Source organism: Pseudomonas sp. 3-2 (genome assembly GCF_019710535.1).
Lineage (GTDB): Bacteria > Pseudomonadota > Gammaproteobacteria > Pseudomonadales > Pseudomonadaceae > Aquipseudomonas > Aquipseudomonas pharyngis.
The window spans coordinates 5,785,855-5,802,659 of the sequence record NZ_CP081200.1 but is presented as its reverse complement, the minus strand read 5'-3'; the positions used below and the strand labels follow the sequence as shown (position 1 = coordinate 5,802,659).

Sequence of the window (16,805 nt, the reverse complement as noted above, 5' to 3'; positions counted from 1 at the left end):
AGTCTAACGCGGGACGCTGACTGGCGAAGTTTCGGGGATAAGTGGTGCGACGGTTGGGGCAATGCCTCCATGCTCATCGCATTTGCATGACAGGCGTTCGCCGCTGTCGACGTTCATCAGGGTCAGACTGCCGCCCCAGACACAACCGGTGTCCAGTGCGCAGATGCCTGGCTCATGGACATTGCCTTCCAGCGCCGCCCAGTGACCGAAGATGATCCGCAGACCTTTGGTCTTGCGCTCCTTGTGCTGGAACCAGGGCTTATACCCCGGTGGCGCGGTGTCGAGGCCTTCCTTGCTCTTGAGGTCAAGCTTGCCTTCGGCGGTGCAGAAGCGCATGCGCGTGAAATAGTTGGTGATGACTCGCAGGCGGGTGACGCCTTTGAGATCGTTGTCCCACTTCGCCGGTTCGTTGCCGTACATGCCGTCGAGGTAGGCGGGAAACAGATTGTCGTCGCGCAGGGCGGTTTCGACTTCGGCGGCGCACTTCAGAGCGCGCCGCAGCGACCATTGCGGCGGGATGCCGGCGTGGGCCATGGCGACATCACGCACTTCGTCGTAGTGCATCAGCTTTTGCTGACGCAACCACTCCATCAGCACCGGGCCGTCGGGGGCTTCGATAATCTCGCGCAGGGTGTCGGACTTTTTCAGGCGCTCGATCTTTTTAGCGGCCGCCAGCAGGTGCAGGTCGTGATTGCCCAGCACGCAAACCAGCGATTCACGCATGCCATATAGAAAACGCAGGGTTTCCAGCGATTGCGGGCCACGGTTGACCAGGTCGCCGACCAGCCACAGCCGATCGATCGCCGGATCGAACGCAACCTGCTTGAGCAGGCATTTCAGCGGTTCGAGGCAGCCTTGCAGGTCCCCCACGGCATACGTCGCCATCAGTGCAGGGCTCCGGGGACGGCGAGGCGGAAGGGCTTGATGATTGCGTCGAAATGTTTGCCGTCGCTGGCAACCATTTCGTAAGTGCCTTGCATGGTGCCGACCTTGGTGGTCATGACCGTGCCGCTGCTGTACGTGTGGCTTTTGCCTGAATCGATCAGTGGTTGCTGGCCGACGACACCGGCGCCGCGGACTTCTTCGACATGGCCGTCGCCGTCAGTGATCACCCAGTGACGCGACATCAGGCGTGCGGGCTGCTCGCCATTATTCTGCACGGTGATGGTGTAGGCGAAGGCGAAGCGGTCGTGCTCGGGTTGCGATTGGTCTGCCAGATAGTGGGTAACGACGCTGACATCGACCTGATAACGAGGATCGGACATGCAAAAGGGCCTTAAACGAAGCGGAACGCGAGGCGTAGCTGATGGGGAATCAGTCTAGGCAAGTATCGGGCAGTAAACCAGAGTGGCGTCCTGCCCGATAGCGTTCATCGGCTGTCAGTCGGCGGCGGGGGTTGCCGGGACCTGTACCGCGAGCTGGTCGGCCAGACGTACGAATGCCGCCAGATCCAGTTGCTCGGGACGCAGACTGCCATCAACGCCGGCGGCTTCGATTTCAGCGTTGCTGAGCAGTTGTTTGAGGGTGTTGCGCAGGGTTTTGCGGCGCTGGTTGAAAGCTTCGCGAACCACGCGTTCGAGCAGGCGATGATCCTTGGCCGGGTGCGGCAGAACCGCGTGCGGCACCAGGCGAACGATGGCCGAGTCGACTTTCGGTGGCGGGTTGAATGCGCCCGGCCCCACGTTGAACAGATGCTCTACGCGGCAATGGTACTGAACCATGATCGACAACCGACCCCAGTCACCACCACCCGGACCTGCGGCCAGACGTTCGACCACTTCCTTCTGCAGCATGAAGTGCATGTCGCGGATGATGCCGGCGTTGTTCAGCAGGTGGAAAATGAGAGGCGTGGAGATGTTGTACGGCAGGTTGCCGACCACGCGCAGGCTGTTCGGCGCAGCATTCAGGCTGTTGAAGTCGAACTTCAGCGCATCGCCCTGATGCAGGTTGAAATTGCTCTTGCCGGCGAACTGCTGATTGAGGATCGGGATCAGGTCCTTGTCCAGCTCCACCACGTCCAGCTGGGCGCCGGAGTTGAGGATGCCGGCGGTCAATGCGCCCTGGCCCGGGCCGATCTCCAGCATGCGGTCGCCGGCCTTGGCACTGATGGAGCGCAGGATGCGGTCGATGACGCCGGCATCATGCAGGAAGTTCTGGCCAAAGCGTTTGCGCGCCTTGTGTTGGTATTGCTCGGTCATAAACGGGTCTCGGCCATCTGATAGGCGGTTTCCAGGGCGACTTGCAGGCTGCCGGTGTCGATCCTGCCGCTGCCGGCCAGATCCAGGGCGGTGCCATGGTCGACCGACGTGCGGATGATCGGCAGGCCCAGGGTCACGTTGACCGCAGCGCCGAAGCCTTTGTACTTCAGCACGGGCAGGCCCTGGTCGTGGTACATCGCCAGCACTGCGTCGCAGTGCTCCAGATATTTGGGGGTAAACAGAGTGTCGGCAGGCAGCGGGCCAAGAAGGTCCATGCCCTCGCCGCGCAGGCGCTCCAATGTGGGTTCGATGATGTCGATTTCTTCATGGCCCAGGTGTCCGCCTTCACCGGCGTGCGGGTTGAGCCCGCAGACCAGGATGCGCGGTTGGGCGATGCCGAATTTTTGTTGCAGGTCGGCGTGCAGAATCCGCGTGACCCGTTCCAGCCGCTCCGGCGTGATCGCATCGGCGATGTCGCGCAAGGGCAGGTGAGTGGTGACCAGCGCCACGCGCAAACCGCGGGTGGCGAGCATCATTACCACTTGGGCGGTGTGGGTCAGGTCGGCGAGAAATTCGGTGTGACCGGAAAACGCGATACCCGATTCGTTGATCACGCCTTTGTGAACCGGGGCGGTGATCATCCCGGCGAAATCACCGTTCAGGCAGCCATTGCCGGCGCGGGTCAGGGTTTCGAGGACGAATGCGGCGTTGGCCTTGTCCAGTTGCCCGGCGACCACGGGGGCGCTGAGCGGGGTGTCCCAGACGTACAGGCTGTTGGCGGGCGCCGGAGCGTCCGGCCAGTTGCCTGGTGCGACTTCCAGCAGGCTGACGGCCAGCCCCAACTGCGCGGCCCGCTCTTGGAGCAGGTCGCGGCTGGTGATGGCAATCAGGGGATGTGGCTGGGCTTGCGAGGCGAGCAGCAGGCACAGGTCGGGACCGATGCCGGCCGGTTCGCCGGGTGTCAGCGCGAAACGCTTGGGTTTCACTGCGCTGCCTGGTCTGCACCAGGGAGTTTGATCTCTACGTACGCTTCGTCACGGATCTGACGCAGCCAGGTTTGCAGCTCTTCGTCGTATTTGCGGTTACGCAGTACGGTCATTGCTTGCTGCTCACGGGCCTGTTCGGTGCTGTCGGTGGCGCGACGGCCAAGGACTTCCAGAACGTGCCAGCCGTACTGGGTCTGGAACGGCTTGGACAGCTGACCCTGCGGGGACTTGGCCATCACGGCGCGGAATTCCGGTACCAGTGCGTTCGGGTCGATCCAGTTCAGGTCGCCGCCGTTGAGGGCGGAGCCCGGGTCTTCCGAATACTTCTTGGCCAGTTCGGCGAAATCTTCACCGGCTTCGATGCGGTTGTAGAGCGACTGAGCCAGTTCCTTGGTCTTGGCTTCGTCGCGAACCGGACTTGGCTTGACCAGGATGTGACGCACATGCACTTCGTCGCGCATCTGGCTCTCGCCACCACGCTTTTCCAGCAGCTTCAGGATGATGAAACCACCTGGAGTGCGTGCCGGTTGAGTGATGTCACCCGGTGTCATGCTGCTCAGTTCACGGTCGAACGGCGGTGGCAGTTGAGCGGCTTTACGCCAGCCCATATCGCCGCCTTCCAAGGCGTTGTCACTTGCGGAGTAGGCCACGGCCATCTGGCCGAAGTCGGCACCTTGCTTGAGCTGCTGGTAAACGTCCATTGCCTTGCGAGCAGCACTCTGAATCGCTTCGGAGTTGGCGCTTTCCGGGGTCGGAATCAGGATGTTGGCCAGATGCAGCTCTTCGGACAGTTGCATCTTGCCCAGATCGGAGGCGAGGAAGTTCTTCACTTCCTGTTCCGAGACCTGAATACGTTCGGCCACACGACGCTGGCGTACACGGCTGATGATCATTTCACGACGGATCTGCTCGCGAGCGTCCTCGTAGGACAGGCCATCGCGGGACAGGGCGATGCGGAACTGCTCCGGGGTCATGTTGTTGCGCTGGGCAATGGTGCCGACCGCCTGGTTCAGCTCTTCATCGGTGATGCGGATGCCGGAACGTTCGCCGATCTGCAGTTGCAGGTTCTCGACGATCAGGCGCTCGAGCACCTGTTGATCCAGTACGCCCGGAGGCGGCAAGCCGCCGCCACGCTTGGCGATGGTTTGCTGAACTTCGTGGACGCGTTGATCCAGCTGGCTCTGCATGACCACGTCGTTGTCGACGATGGCCACAACCTTATCGATGGACTGCACCGCGGCGTTAGCCGCGGTACCCAGGAACAGCGCGCCCAGCATCAGCGGGCGCAGACAATCAGAAAGCTTGGTCTTCACGTTGACGATAACCTTGGATGCCTTTGTCGAGGAAGCTCTCTACCTTGGCGCCGGTGAGGCCGCCGAGTCCCTTCAGAACAATTTGGAGGAAGACGCCGTGGTCGCCTTTTTCGTTTTCCGGGGCGTTCTGACTGAATTCGTCATAGCTGACCCAGTAACGGTTGATCAGGCGCAGTTTCCAGCAGCAGTTGTCATATTCGAAACCACCGAAGGCTTCCAGCGTGCGGTTGCGGTTGTAGTCGTACTGCCAGCGGCTGATCGCGCTCCACTGCGGAACGATCGGCCAGATGACCGAGAAATCATGCTGCTGGATCTTGTAGTAGTCCTTCACGTAGCCAGGCTGGCCAGGCGTGCCGTAGTCACCACCGCCAACGGCCCATTTACCGGTGTTCTGGTCGTAGCGGACCTGGTCGTTGCGATAGCGATAGCCGACGTTGACCACCTTGTTCGGGTTGTCTTCAGGCTGGTAGTGGAACATCGCGCTACCGGAACGCGGGCTGCGGCTGTCCGGATCCCAGTTGTAGTCGGCCGTGGTGCGCCAGTCGCGGTTCCAGCGGTATTCGTATTCCAGCGCGTAAGGCGAAACATTGGCCTTGGCGTCGTCGCGGTCGTTGAACGCGATGCCTGGCAGTTGGACTTCGCGATCCTTGAAGTAGAGAGCCTGGCCGACGCTGATGCGTTGACGCTCGAACCCGTCGTCTTCGATCCAGCGACTGGTCACGCCCAGCGACAGCTTGTTCTCGTCGCCGACACGGTCGGCGCCGGAGAAGCGGTTGTCGCGGAACAGCGACGCATAGTTGAAGGTGTATTCGCTGGTATCGAATACCGGAATGTCTTCCTGATCCACCTTCGGCACATAGAGGTAGAACATGCGCGGTTCAAGCGTCTGGCGGTAGTTCTTGCCAAAGAAGGACGTATTGCGGTCGAAGTACAGGCCACCGTCAACGCTGGCGATAGGGACGCCACGACTCTGGTTGCTGTCGAAGGTGCCGTTGAGTTTGTTTTGCTCGGCATTTTGCGTCGCAATGTCGCGTTTGCCTTGACCATCCAGATCCAGTTGGTACTGGGTGTACTGGTACTTGAGCGACGGCTTCAAGAAGCCATAGGTCCAGTTCATCGGCAGGCTGACGCCTGGTTTCAGGTTCAGACGGTCACCGTTGGCGCGAGCCAGGCCGAACACGTTGTTATCGAGGCGGCGCTCGATCGTGCCGTCTTCGTTGACGAAATTGCCGTCCTTCAGATCGCGGTCAAACCGAACGATCTCGGTCTCGTAATCGAAGTTCAGACCCTCCGGATGATACGGCAGCTGACCATTGAAGGTGATCTGCGGCAGACGGTCATATGGCGTGATGTTCGATACGGTTGCCAGTTGGTACGCCTGGGCGTTCAAGCGGGCGGTGTAGCTGTCACCACGATAGGTGACCGAGCCCTGCTGGTTCACGAAGTCGGCACTTTTCACGCCGATCTGATCGGTCTGCAGATCCTGGAAGTAGTAGGGGTCGCTGATCTTGGTGTAGTCAACCTGGGTGAACACGCGGGAGTCGAGACCGCCCTTGTGTTGCCAGTTGTACATGTAGCGATTCTTTTGGTAGTCGGTCTGTTTGCTGCGCTCGGTTTCCTCGTCGTTGAGGTACGCCGCACCGAACTGACCTTCGCTGGACTTGGTGAGGTAGCGGAATTCGCCTTCCATCAACAGGCCGCGTTTAGCCATGTAACGTGGATACAACGTGGCATCGTAGTTCGGCGCCAGGTTGAAGTAGTACGGGGTCACCAGCATGAAGCCGGTGTCGCTGCCGGTGCCGATGGTCGGCGGCAGGAAACCCGACTGACGACGATCGTCGATCGGGAAGTAGATGTACGGCGTGTACAGGACCGGAATGTCCTTGACCCGCAGCGTCACGTTGGTCGCGGTACCGAAGCCGGTGGCAGGGTTCAGGGTGATGTTGTTGCCCTTGAGCTGCCAGGCGTTGCTGTTCGGTTCGCACGTGGTGTACGTGCCGTCCTTCAGACGGATGATCGCGTTTTCGGCACGCTTGGCGTACAGCGCGTTACCGCGGATGCGCGACTTGTGCATGACGTATTCGGCGTTGTCGACCTTGGCTTCACCGGTGTCGAGCTGCACGTCGGCGTGGTCGCCGACGATCAGCGCGCCGTTGTCGCGAATGCGCACGTTGCCCGCCAGTTCGCCACGGCTTTCGGCCTGATACAGGTTGGCCTCGTCGGCTTCGACCTGCATGCTGCCCTGACGCATGACCACGTCACCGGCCAGACTCGCAACCTGCGAATCCTGCTGATAACGCGACGCCTTGGCGCCGATGAAGGTCGGGGCATCACTTTTATTCGTCTTGTCATTCATGCCAGGACGAATCGGTTCGATATAGGAACCAGAGCAGTAAGGACCGGTCTCGGCCAGTTGGGCGGCAGTGAGCTTCTCGCGCGGAACCCAGTCGAGGTGACTGTAGTCTTCGCTACGGGATTTCAGGCCGCGGCCCTTGGACTCGGTAACCAGTACCGGCTTGGGCCCGGACTCCGCAGTGGAGCCGCTCTCGGCCGGGGCTTCGCCAGCGGCGCTGACGGCACTGCCGTCATGCACGGGACGCGGCGGCAAGGCAGCGGCCGGCGTCTTCGGCGAGCAGGCCCAGCCACCCGTTGCCGAGACGGCGCAGTCATACTGCTCGGCGGCAACAACGAATGAACTGGCCAGAGGTTGCATAGCCAGCAGACTGCCGGTTACCAACAACGGAAATTTTTTACGAAACGCGGGGGATTTCAATGCCATCTTATTAGTCCGGGCTTCCTGCGTGCCATCTGCCCGCGGTGTGGGCCGCACGCCTCTCGATGGTCTGAAAAAGATGCTGGATAATAAAGCATGACCCGCTTGACGGCTAGCGCCGTCGGAGACCCTTGCAATGCCTGATCAAGATGTACGCTTGCAACACCTGAAAGTTTGGCTCGATGAACAGTTGGCAACCCTTTTTGCAGATCAGGGCTGGGGAGCCGTACCCCCGGCCACGTTGACCGCGGCCAGCAGCGACGCGAGTTTCCGCCGGTATTTCCGTTGGGAAGGCGCGGGTCGCAGCTTCGTCGTGATGGACGCGCCGCCGCCTCAGGAAAACTGCAAACCGTTCGTGGATATCGCCTTTTTGCTGGCGAAATCCGGTATCAACGTGCCGAAAATTTATGCCGAAGACCTCGAACGTGGCTTTCTTTTGCTCAATGACCTGGGCAACCAGACCTATCTGGACGTGATCGACAGCGAAAATGCCGAAGCGTTATTCAGCGATGCCCTGCAAGCGCTGCTGGCTTTTCAGCAGTTGCCGATGGTGGCACCGCTGCCGAGCTATGACGTCGCGTTGTTGCGCCGCGAGCTGGAACTGTTTCCCGAGTGGTACGTGAAACGCGAGTTGGGCGTCGAGTTCGATGCCACCCAACAGCAGCAGTGGCAAAAGGTCAGCGAGCTGCTGATCGACAGCGCCCTGGCCCAGCCGAAAGTGCTGGTGCACCGCGACTACATGCCGCGCAACCTGATGCTCAGCGAGCCGAATCCCGGCGTGCTGGATTTCCAGGACGCGGTGTATGGCCCGGTGACCTACGACGTGACCTGCCTGTTCAAGGACGCCTTCCTCAGCTGGCCAGAAGAGCGTGTGCGCGGCTGGCTGGAAAGCTACTGGCAGCAGGCGTCAGCACTGAACATCCCGGTGCAGCCGGGCTTCGAAGAGTTTATGCGCGCCAGCGATCTGATGGGCGTGCAGCGTCATCTGAAAGTCATCGGCATCTTCGCCCGTATCTGCCATCGCGACGGCAAGCCGCGTTACCTCGGTGATGTGCCGCGTTTCTTCTCTTATATAGAAGCGGTCGTCGCCCGCCGTCCCGAGCTGGCGGATCTGCAGGCACTGCTCGCCAGCCTGCGTGGTGGAGTGACGGCATGAAGGCAATGATTCTGGCGGCCGGCAAAGGCGAGCGCATGCGCCCGCTGACCCTGACCACCCCCAAACCGCTGGTGCGAGCCGGTGGGGTGCCGCTGATTGAATATCACCTGCGTGCCCTGGCCGCAGCCGGTTTCAATGAGATCGTGATCAACCATGCCTGGCTCGGCCAGCAGATCGAAGATCATCTGGGCGATGGTTCGCAGTTCGGCGTGTCGATCCAGTACTCGCCGGAGGGCGAGCCACTGGAAACCGGCGGCGGCATTTTCCGCGCCTTGCCGCTGTTGGGCGACGACGCGTTTCTGGTGGTCAACGGTGACATCTGGACGGATTACGACTTCAGCGTGCTGCATCAGCCGATCACCGGGCTGGCGCATCTGGTGCTGGCGGACAACCCGGCCCATCACCCGACAGGCGACTTCACCCTGACCGACGGCCAGGTGCGTGATGGCCAGGCTGACGCGGCGACCCTGACCTACAGCGGCATCGCCGTGCTGCACCCGCAGTTGTTCGATGGCTGCAGCAACGGTGCCTTCAAACTGGCGCCGCTGCTGCGTAAAGCCATGGCGGAGGCGCAGGTGACCGGCGAGCGACTGAAAGGTCACTGGGTCGATGTCGGTACCCACGAGCGTCTGGCCGAAGCCGAAGCCTTGATAGAAGCGAGTCGCTGATATGTTGTGGCCAGGGACTCTGATTGGAGCCGGAGCGGGTTTTGCTATCGCGAGCATTCCGGGGGCCATGCTTGGGGCTTTGTTGGGGCAGGCGCTGGATCGGCGCCTGCATTTGCAGAGCTGGGGGCATTTGCGGGAAAAACTCGGCGGGCGGCCGATGCTGCGCAACGACGAACTGTTATTCGTGTTGCTCGGGCGTCTGGCCAAGAGCGACGGGCGGGTCACGGACGGTCACATCCAGCAGGCGCGGCATGAGATGCGCGCGCTGGAAATGAGCGAGCCGGCGCAGCGCCGGGCGATTGCCGCGTTCAATCGCGGCAAGTCCGGCAACGACAATCTGCGCGGTTATCTGCGTCGATTGAGCACTCAACCTCACGCGGCTGAAGGTGTATTGCGCGCCTGCTGGCGAATGGTCTTCGCCGATGGTCGGGCCGGCGTCAGCGAGCGGGAATTGCTGGCGCAGTGGGGCAAGTGGCTGGGCTGGACGACCCAGCAGATCCAGGCGCTGGCGGCGGACTACGAGCCACACAAGCGTCCGATCGTCAGCGCGGCGGTGAGCTATCAGGAAGCGATGCGCCTGCTCGGCGTCTCAGCCACCAGCGAACCGGCACAGATCAAACGCGCCTATCGGCGTCTGCTCAGCCGGCATCACCCGGACAAGGTGGCCGGGACTGGGGCCACGCCGGCGCAGGTGCGTGAGGCCACCGACAGGACCCGCGAATTGCACAATGCCTACACGTTGATTCGCGAACGGCGGGATTTTCGCTAGGCATAAAAAAATCGCAGCGTTGGGCTGCGATTTTTTTTCTGCGCTTTGTCAGTCCGGGCTCTGCGGATTCAACCAGCCCCGCACCCGGCGGAACAACTGCTCCTGCTCGGCCTTGTTGTCCGGCAAAGCCTTGAGTGCGACCTGACTGAACGCGGAGGTCTTCAGTCGCTTGCTCGCCTGCATGCGCTCCAGTGCCGCGTTGCGGTCCAGCGCTTTATCCATGTAGAAAATGTCCGCGGTCGGCAGCTTCAGGGTCGGCGTCAGTTCCACCAGTTGCGGTTGGGCCTTGGCCGGGGTCTGCGCGGCTACCAGGACCAGCTTCTCGACCTGCGAGCTTTGTCGCTCGCTCATGTAGCGCGCCGCCCAGTAAGCACCGGTGCCATGGCCGAGGACGACGATGCTGCGCGCGCTCTGTTGTTCGGCGTAGGCCAGCGCGGCGTCGATGCGGGCGAAAATTCGCTCGGCATCGGCCTTGGACTGCTCCTCGGTGGTTTCGGCAACGACCTTGTCGGCCACGTCGGCTTCGCCGCCGGCGGCTTGTTCGATCGGCTCGGCGGTGGTCGAATCCTTGCTGCCGGGGTCAGCGGTTTTCGCTGCGGCGGGGGCTTCGACCACGCGCGGGGCGATGGCATCGCTTTGCAGATCGGGCAGGGTGATACTCAGGCTGCTCCACTCGACGTCCGGCAACTTGCGGCGCAACGGGCCGATCGCTTGGGGCCAGTCAGCGGTTTCGCCGGCACCGGGAATGAGGATCACCGCGCCTTTGGGTTCGGCGGTGTTGGCCGGTTTCCACAGGGCAAGGAAGGTGTCGCTGCCCGCTTGCAGTTGCTGTTGTTCCTGGGCTGGAACCTTGCGTTCGAGTGCCGCGGCTTCTTCCTGACTACGCTCAAGCAGTGGCTGGCGTTCGACCGGTTTTTCTTCGGCGGCTTTTTCTGCGGCGGGGGCAGGTGCCGGATCCGCGGCTTCGACGGAAAACGCACAAGGCAGGATCAGCGACAGGCACAATGCTGGCATTGCCAGGCGATAGACAGGGGGCATCGGTTATTCCAGGCCAGAAGTTATCCCGGCAGCCTAATGGGTTGGTCAGAATTTGTCAGTGTATGAGACTTCAATGATGCGTTTTTGCTGCCTGTGGGTTATCGGCTGTCTGGCGTTTCCCTTGATGGGCTGGGCGGCGCCTGCGCCACCGAGCCACCTCGCGCGGTTATCGGCGAGCGAACAACAGTGGCTCGCACAGCACAACGAATTGCGTGTCGGTCTGGTGCTGCAGGCGCCGTACGCGCAATACGACCGGCGCTTGCAGCGGCTGTCGGGGGCCAATGTCGAAGTGATGAAGGCATTGGCCAGAGCGCTGAATGTCGAACTGAGCTGGCGCAATTTTCAGGATCTGGCCCAACTCGAGGCCGCCGCCCGGGACGGCGAAATCGACATTGCCCCGGGTCTGACCCAGACCCCGGGCGGGCTGCGTCTGTGGCAGTTCTCCGACCCGTACATGCGTGTGCCGCAACTGGTGGTCAGCGACCAGAAAAGCAGCGCGACCGTGGAGCTGGAAAAACTCGACAGCCAGACCCGCGTCGCCGTGCGCATGCCCGGCGTCACCGCCGATTATCTGCGCGGCAACTATCCGCACCTGAATCTGCAAGGCGTACCGATGGAGCGCCAGGCGCTGCAACTGTTGCTGAGTCAGCAGGCGTCCTACGCGGTGGTCGATGAGGCGCAGCTCGGGCGGCTGTCGGCGGAACCGGAGTTTGCCGGGCTGGTGGTGGTCGGTGACATCGGTCTGCCGCAACTGCTGCGCATCGGCACCCGTCGTGACTGGCCGGAGCTGGCCGGGATCGTCGAGAGTGCCTTGCGCGCAATCCCGGCCAAGGATCTGGAGCGCCTGCATGCGCAATGGCTGCAACCCAAATATCCGCGACTCTCCGAATCGCCGGGCTTCTGGCAGAACCTGAGTCTGTTGTTCGCGGTGCTACTGCTCAGTTGCGTGGCCATCGTCTTCTGGCAGCGCCGCCAGCAGCGCAGTCTTGAACAGCGCCTGCTCGACGCGCGTGAAGACATCGCCCTGCGCGCCGCCAGCGAAGAGGCCTTGCGCCTGACCCAGTTTTCCATCGATCAGAGCACCGTCGGCATTCTCTGGGTCAATTGGGACAGCCATGTGCGCTACGCCAACCGTGCGGCAGAAAACATGCTCGGTTATCCACAGGGCGCCATCATCGACCGACCGTTGATCGACTTCGAACCGGGCCTGCACATGGATCGCTGGCTCAACCTGTGGAAACGCGCCCGAGCCAGCGAAGAAGGGCCGCTGAGCTTTGAAACCAATTGTGTGCGGGCCGATGGCAGTGTGCTGCCGGCGGACGTGTCGCTGAGTTTTCTGCGTTTTCGCGATGGCGAGTATCTGGTGGTTTACCTCACCGATGTCACCGAACGCCGTCGTGCCCTGGCTGCGTTGCAAGAAAGCGAGGCGCGGCTGCAAGGCATCGCGGCCAATGTGCCGGGGCTGGTGTTCCGTCTCGAGCGTGCACCGGTAACCGGGCAGATCGACTTTGCCTACATCAGCGAGGGCAGCGAAAGTCTGGTCGGCTATGCGCCGGCCGCCATCGCCCATCGCGACATGGGACTTCGCAGTCTGGTGCATCCGGATGACCGGGCCGCTTATCACCAGACTCAGGACCAGGCGCTGGACACCGACAGCGACTGGTCGTGGCAGGGCCGGATTCTCACGCGCCAGGGCGAGCAGCGCTGGGCTGAGATCAAAGCCATCACCCGTCAGCTGGAGGGCGGTGCCTATGTCTGGGACGGCATTGTCTGGGACATCACCGAAAGTAAACGCATCGAACTGGAGCTGGCGGCCTCCCGCGAACAACTGCGCGAACTGTCGGCGCACCTGGAAAGCGTGCGGGAAGAGGAAAAGGCGCGCATCGCCCGGGAGGTTCACGATGAACTGGGGCAGATGCTGACGGTGCTGAAACTGGAAACGTCGATGTGCGAACTGGCCTACGCGCAACTTGATCCGGGTCTGAACGAGCGCTTGAACAGCATGAAGCGCCTGATTGCCCAGTTGTTCCAGCTGGTGCGGGATGTGGCGACGGCGCTGCGCCCGCCGATTCTCGATGCCGGGATCGCCTCGGCCATCGAGTGGCAGGCGCGGCGGTTCGAGGCGCGCACGCAGATTCCGTGTCTGGTGCAGGTACCGGACAACCTTGCGCCCCTCAGCGACGCCAAGGCCATCGGCCTGTTCCGTATTCTTCAGGAGGCGTTGACCAACGTCATGCGCCATGCTCAGGCGCATACTGTGGAACTGACGCTGACGCAGGAAGGCAACGAATTGTGTCTGACGGTCAGCGATGATGGCGTAGGATTTGTCGCCGCTGCCGGCAGGCCGACATCCTTTGGACTGGTGGGCATGCGCGAGCGGGTGTTGATCATGGGCGGGCAGCTGTCACTCGACAGCGAGCCGGGCGAGGGCACCACGCTGAGCGTGCGGGTGCCACTGGATGAGGAGAAGTAAGTGATCCGTGTACTGGTAGCCGAAGACCACACCATCGTTCGCGAAGGCATCAAGCAATTGATCGGCCTGGCCAAGGATCTGCAAGTAGTGGGGGAGGCGAGCAACGGCGAGCAATTGCTCGAAACCCTGCGCAATGTGCCCTGCGAAGTGGTGTTGCTGGACATCTCGATGCCCGGCGTCAACGGGCTCGAAGCGATTCCACGAATCCGCGCGCTGAACCATCCGCCGGCGATTCTGGTGCTGTCGATGCACGACGAAGCACAGATGGCCGCCCGGGCGCTGAAGGTCGGCGCCGCCGGTTATGCCACCAAGGACAGCGATCCGGCGCTGCTGCTGACGGCCATTCGCAAAGTGGCGGCGGGCGGGCGCTACATCGACCCGGAGCTGGCCGACCGCATGGTCTTCGAAGTCGGCCTGACCGATGCGCGACCACTGCACTCGTTGCTGTCGGAGCGCGAATTCTCGGTGTTCGAACGCCTGGCGCAAGGCGCCAACGTCAACGACATCGCCCAACAACTGGCCCTGAGCAGCAAGACCATCAGTACCCACAAGGCGCGGCTGATGCAGAAACTCAACATCACTTCGCTCGCCGAGCTGGTGAAGTATGCGATGGAACACAAGCTCCTCTGAGCGACATATCCAATAGCGACAGGCGCTTTTGCCGGTTCTGACGGCTTGAGCCCCGACCCATGCGTCGGGTTTGCCAAAACACGCCATCCTTGTAGGGCAATCCCTACCCCCGGCCTTCCATCCGGCTGAGGCAATTCTCTCCTGCGCCCCGATTTGCGTGACTGCAAGCAGCCACTAGGCTTAATCCCACAGCAGTCATCAATAACAAAGGTGTGGGTATGAGCCAGGTCGAATCAAACGCAGGGGCCAGCGATGTGCTGGTCAGCTTTCGTGGAGTGCAGAAGAGCTACGACGGCGAGAACCTGATCGTCAAAGACCTCAACCTGGACATTCGCAAGGGCGAATTCCTCACCTTGCTCGGGCCGTCCGGCTCGGGCAAGACCACCAGCCTGATGATGCTCGCCGGTTTCGAAACGCCGACCGCCGGTGAAATCCTCCTCGCCGGGCGGGCGATCAACAACGTGCCGCCGCACAAGCGCGACATCGGCATGGTGTTCCAGAACTACGCGCTGTTCCCGCACATGACCGTCGCTGAAAACCTGGCGTTTCCGCTGACCGTGCGTGGCCTGAACAAAAGCGACGTCAGCGACAAGGTCAAGAAAGTCCTGAGCATGGTCCAGCTTGATGCGTTCGCATCGCGTTATCCGGCGCAATTGTCCGGCGGTCAGCAACAACGTGTGGCTTTGGCCCGCGCGCTGGTGTTCGAGCCGCAACTGGTGTTGATGGACGAACCCCTCGGCGCCCTCGACAAGCAACTGCGTGAACACATGCAGATGGAAATCAAACACCTGCACCAGCGCCTCGGCGTGACTGTGGTCTACGTGACCCACGACCAGGGCGAAGCCCTGACCATGTCCGACCGCGTGGCCGTGTTCCACCAGGGCGAGATCCAGCAGATCGCCCCGCCGCGCACCCTCTACGAAGAACCGAAAAACACCTTCGTCGCCAACTTCATCGGCGAGAACAACCGCCTCAACGGTCGCCTGCTCAGCCAGAGCGGCGAGCGCTGCGTGGTCGAGCTGGGGCGCGGGGAAAAGGTCGAGGCGCTGGCGGTCAACATCGGCCAGACCGGCGAACCGGTCACCCTGTCGATCCGCCCCGAGCGCGTCAGCCTCAACGGTTCGAGTGACCAATGCGTCAACCGCTTCTCCGGGCGGGTGGCCGAATTCATCTATCTGGGCGACCACGTCCGGGTGCGCCTGGAAGTCTGCGGCAAGACCGACTTCTTCGTGAAACAACCGATTGCCGAGCTCGATCCAGCGCTCGCGGTCGGCGACGTGGTTCCGCTTGGCTGGCAGGTCGAGCACGTTCGCGCGCTCGATCCACTAGGGGACGCCCTCACTTAGTTTCCACACCGCGCCGGGTCTGCTGTTGTGCAGGGCAAGGCGCGAGAAGCGTGGTTTGGTCATTCCAAATAAGCTTCGAGCAACGCAGCCCTGCACAACAGCAGGCCCGGCCCTTCGGGTTGTGCCTTAAAGCGGGCCATGCTGCGTTGCAGGCCTTGGAAAGGGAACACCATTCCCTTCGGCCTGCGCCTTGCCTGGCCCGCTTTAAGGCGACAACGCGGTGAGGAAACTAAGTGAGGGCGTCCCCATGAGGCGCACTGAAACGCCCCGCAATACCAACACCAACCCTGCACGTGGAGAGAACAATAAATGTTGAGATCCCTGAAGTTCACAGCCCTGACCCTGGGCCTGATGGGTGCGGCAAGCGCAATGGCCGCCGGCCCGGATCTGACCGTGGTGTCGTTTGGCGGGGCGAACAAGGCGGCGCAAGTCAAAGCCTTCTACGCACCGTGGGAAGCGGCGGGCAACGGCAAGATCGTCGCCGGCGAGTACAACGGTGAAATGGCCAAGGTCAAAGCCATGGTCGACACCAAGAGCGTGTCCTGGGATCTGGTAGAGGTTGAATCGCCGGAACTGTCCCGTGGCTGCGACGAAGACATGTTCGAGCAACTGGATCCTGCGCTGTTCGGCAAGTCCGAAGACTACGTCAAAGGCGCGATCCAGCCGTGCGGCGTGGGCTTCTTCGTGTGGTCGACCGTGCTGGCCTACAACGCCGACAAGCTGAAAACCGCACCGACCAGCTGGGCGGATTTCTGGGACACCAAAAAATTCCCGGGCAAGCGCGGCCTGCGCAAAGGCGCCAAGTACACCCTCGAATTCGCACTGATGGCCGACGGCGTTGCGCCGAAAGACGTGTACAAGGAACTGGCCAGCAAGGGCGGTCAGGATCGCGCGTTCAAGAAACTGGATGAGTTGAAACCGAACATCCAGTGGTGGGAAGCCGGCGCCCAGCCGCCGCAATACCTCGCTTCCGGTGACGTGGTCATGAGCTCGGCCTACAACGGTCGTATTGCTGCCGTGCAGAAAGAATCCAATCTGAAAGTGGTGTGGAACGGCGGTATCTACGACTTCGATGCCTGGGCCATTCCGAAAGGCCTGGACGCCAAGCGCGCCGAAGCGGCGAAGAAATTCATCGCGTTCTCGGTGCAGCCACAACAGCAGAAGACCTACTCGGAAAACATCGCCTACGGCCCGGCCAACTCTCAGGCAGTGCCTTTGCTGGACAAGGCGATCCTGAAAGACATGCCGACCACCCCGGAAAACATCGCCAACCAGGTGCAGATCGACGTCAGCTTCTGGGCTGACAACGGCGAGCAACTGGAGCAGCGCTTCAATTCCTGGGCTGCGAAGTAACCAGAGGGCTTGCCCTCCTGTGGGAGCGGGCTTGCTCGCGAAAGCGTCAGCACATTCACCTTGATGTCGACTGACACGCCGCCTTCGCGAGCAAGCCCGCTC

General features: G+C 61.8%; 14 protein-coding genes. 7 read left to right on the top strand and 7 right to left on the bottom strand.

Going from position 1 to position 16,805, the window contains the following annotated elements:
• Positions 1 to 3 precede the first annotated feature (3 nt).
• The 6 genes from K3819_RS26425 to K3819_RS26400 form a co-directional block, all read right to left on the bottom strand.
• Positions 4 to 885, bottom strand: a complete 882-nt coding sequence (locus K3819_RS26425; RefSeq protein ID WP_064599837.1) for a symmetrical bis(5'-nucleosyl)-tetraphosphatase — start codon at positions 883 to 885, stop codon at positions 4 to 6.
• Complete coding sequence (gene apaG, locus K3819_RS26420) at positions 885 to 1,265, bottom strand: Co2+/Mg2+ efflux protein ApaG (protein ID WP_039768081.1); 381 nt, start codon at positions 1,263 to 1,265, stop codon at positions 885 to 887. Before apaG ends, K3819_RS26425 begins: the two co-directional genes overlap by 1 nt.
• Before the next feature lie 114 nt (positions 1,266 to 1,379).
• Positions 1,380 to 2,198 carry a 16S rRNA (adenine(1518)-N(6)/adenine(1519)-N(6))-dimethyltransferase RsmA gene (gene rsmA / locus K3819_RS26415; RefSeq protein ID WP_064599835.1) on the bottom strand — a complete coding sequence of 273 codons (819 nt, stop codon included), beginning with the start codon at positions 2,196 to 2,198 and terminating at the stop codon, positions 1,380 to 1,382.
• Positions 2,195 to 3,184: a 4-hydroxythreonine-4-phosphate dehydrogenase PdxA gene (gene pdxA / locus K3819_RS26410; protein ID WP_221398209.1), complete on the bottom strand. Its 990-nt coding sequence runs from the start codon at positions 3,182 to 3,184 to the stop codon at positions 2,195 to 2,197. The genes rsmA and pdxA overlap by 4 nt, the downstream gene beginning before the upstream one ends.
• On the bottom strand, positions 3,181 to 4,497 hold the full coding sequence (surA, locus tag K3819_RS26405) for a peptidylprolyl isomerase SurA (protein WP_221398208.1): 1,317 nt from the start codon (positions 4,495 to 4,497) through the stop codon (positions 3,181 to 3,183). The genes pdxA and surA overlap by 4 nt, the downstream gene beginning before the upstream one ends.
• Positions 4,478 to 7,276 carry an LPS-assembly protein LptD gene (locus K3819_RS26400; protein ID WP_221398207.1) on the bottom strand — a complete coding sequence of 933 codons (2,799 nt, stop codon included), beginning with the start codon at positions 7,274 to 7,276 and terminating at the stop codon, positions 4,478 to 4,480. Before K3819_RS26400 ends, surA begins: the two co-directional genes overlap by 20 nt.
• Positions 7,277 to 7,406: 130 nt before the next feature.
• Between K3819_RS26400 and K3819_RS26395 the strand changes: the two genes are divergently transcribed.
• Genes K3819_RS26395 through K3819_RS26385 form a run of 3 tightly spaced genes read left to right on the top strand, consistent with a single transcriptional unit; the run spans position 7,407 to position 9,863 of the window.
• Complete coding sequence (locus K3819_RS26395) at positions 7,407 to 8,426, top strand: aminoglycoside phosphotransferase family protein (RefSeq protein ID WP_221398206.1); 1,020 nt, start codon at positions 7,407 to 7,409, stop codon at positions 8,424 to 8,426.
• A complete protein-coding gene (gene murU / locus K3819_RS26390) occupies positions 8,423 to 9,094 on the top strand; it encodes an N-acetylmuramate alpha-1-phosphate uridylyltransferase MurU (protein ID WP_221398205.1) in 672 nt (223 codons plus the stop codon). The genes K3819_RS26395 and murU overlap by 4 nt, the downstream gene beginning before the upstream one ends.
• Position 9,095: 1 nt before the next feature.
• Complete coding sequence (locus K3819_RS26385; RefSeq protein ID WP_085612930.1) at positions 9,096 to 9,863, top strand: TerB family tellurite resistance protein; 768 nt, start codon at positions 9,096 to 9,098, stop codon at positions 9,861 to 9,863.
• Positions 9,864 to 9,911: 48 nt separating this feature from the next.
• Here the strand turns inward: K3819_RS26385 and K3819_RS26380 are convergent, their stop codons facing one another.
• Positions 9,912 to 10,901 carry an alpha/beta hydrolase family protein gene (locus K3819_RS26380; RefSeq protein ID WP_085612929.1) on the bottom strand — a complete coding sequence of 330 codons (990 nt, stop codon included), beginning with the start codon at positions 10,899 to 10,901 and terminating at the stop codon, positions 9,912 to 9,914.
• A gap of 73 nt (positions 10,902 to 10,974) precedes the next feature.
• Between K3819_RS26380 and K3819_RS26375 the strand changes: the two genes are divergently transcribed.
• From K3819_RS26375 to K3819_RS26360, 4 genes are all read left to right on the top strand, one after another.
• Positions 10,975 to 13,374: a PAS domain S-box protein gene (locus tag K3819_RS26375; protein ID WP_085612927.1), complete on the top strand. Its 2,400-nt coding sequence runs from the start codon at positions 10,975 to 10,977 to the stop codon at positions 13,372 to 13,374.
• Positions 13,375 to 14,004, top strand: a complete 630-nt coding sequence (locus K3819_RS26370) for a response regulator transcription factor (protein WP_007959929.1) — start codon at positions 13,375 to 13,377, stop codon at positions 14,002 to 14,004.
• 218 nt (positions 14,005 to 14,222) lie between these two features.
• Positions 14,223 to 15,350 carry an ABC transporter ATP-binding protein gene (locus K3819_RS26365; RefSeq protein WP_064599820.1) on the top strand — a complete coding sequence of 376 codons (1,128 nt, stop codon included), beginning with the start codon at positions 14,223 to 14,225 and terminating at the stop codon, positions 15,348 to 15,350.
• Positions 15,351 to 15,659: 309 nt separating this feature from the next.
• Positions 15,660 to 16,703: an ABC transporter substrate-binding protein gene (locus K3819_RS26360; RefSeq protein WP_007959933.1), complete on the top strand. Its 1,044-nt coding sequence runs from the start codon at positions 15,660 to 15,662 to the stop codon at positions 16,701 to 16,703.
• Positions 16,704 to 16,805: the final 102 nt, after the last annotated feature.